The 1033-nt window shown below is 71.2% G+C and carries 1 protein-coding gene; it reads left to right on the plus strand.

Annotated features, from left to right (window positions below; translation table 11 throughout):
• Nucleotides 1–212: 212 nt before the first annotated feature.
• Nucleotides 213–1033, plus strand: an 821-nt coding sequence (locus ACFV5N_RS28060) for a phosphatase PAP2 family protein (RefSeq protein WP_385605413.1), incomplete at its 3' end; no start/stop codon positions are given.

Consider the following 1033-nt stretch of genomic DNA (forward strand, 5'->3'; position numbering starts at 1 on the left):
CGCCCGGGCTTCGGTGGGGAACGTAACAGCGCGCCCGCCCCACGGGAAGAAGTCCGGCGAAATTCAGCCCGTCTTTTTCCTGTCTGCGGACAAAGTCGGGGCCCGCCGCCCTCCCCGGCCGGCCGGGCGGCCGGTACGGAACACCTAGACTGCCCGTCCCGGAGCCATCCGAGCGACCCACCTTTCGTCACTTCTCCCGTCGGGACCGCCCCATGCGAAGCAGTACCCAGGTGCTCAAGCGCGCGGCCGGCGCGTGGAAGCGAGAGCCGTCCGAGCCCGCCCCGCGCCCGCCGCTGATCCGGGAGCTGCTGCTCCTGACCGTGCTCTATGCCGGGTACAAGCTCGGCAGACGCGCGGCCAACGGCCAGTTCGGCGAGGCGTACCGCAACGCGGAGCTGATCTGGGACTTCGAGCGGGCCGTGCGGATGCCCAGCGAGGCGTGGGTGCAGGAGGTGATGATGCACTTCGAGCCGGTGATCCGGGCCATCAACATCTACTACGCCACGGTCCACTTCCCGGCCACCGTCGCCTTCATCGCCTGGATGTACTTCCGCCGTCCCGGCTTCTACGTGTGGATCCGCTGGGTGCTGGTGTGGCTGACCGGCGCCGGTCTCGTCCTGCACCTGCTGGTGCCGCTGGCGCCGCCGCGGCTGTACAAGGTCACCGGCCTGGTGGACACCAGCGCGGTGTTCGGCCCCTCGGTGTACGCGAGCAAGCCCGACCCGAACTCGCTGGCCAACCAGTTCGCCGCGATGCCCTCCCTGCACGTGGGCTGGTCGATCGTGATCGCGGTGGGACTGATCGTGGCCACCCGCGGCCGGTGGCGGTGGCTGTGGCTGGCCCATCCGTTCATCACCGTCACGGCGGTGGTGGCCACCGGTCACCACTACTGGATGGACGGTCTGGTGGTGGCCTTCTTCCTCGGCGTCATCCTGCTGGTGCTGCGCCCGCCGCGCGCCGCGGCGGCGCGGGCGGTCCGCACCCCGCTGACCCTGTGGCGGCCGGCGCCCGCGCCCGGTGCGGCCCCGGACAC

Origin of the sequence: Streptomyces sp. NPDC059853, from assembly GCF_042731495.1 — a bacterium.
Classification (GTDB): domain Bacteria; phylum Actinomycetota; class Actinomycetes; order Streptomycetales; family Streptomycetaceae; genus Streptomyces.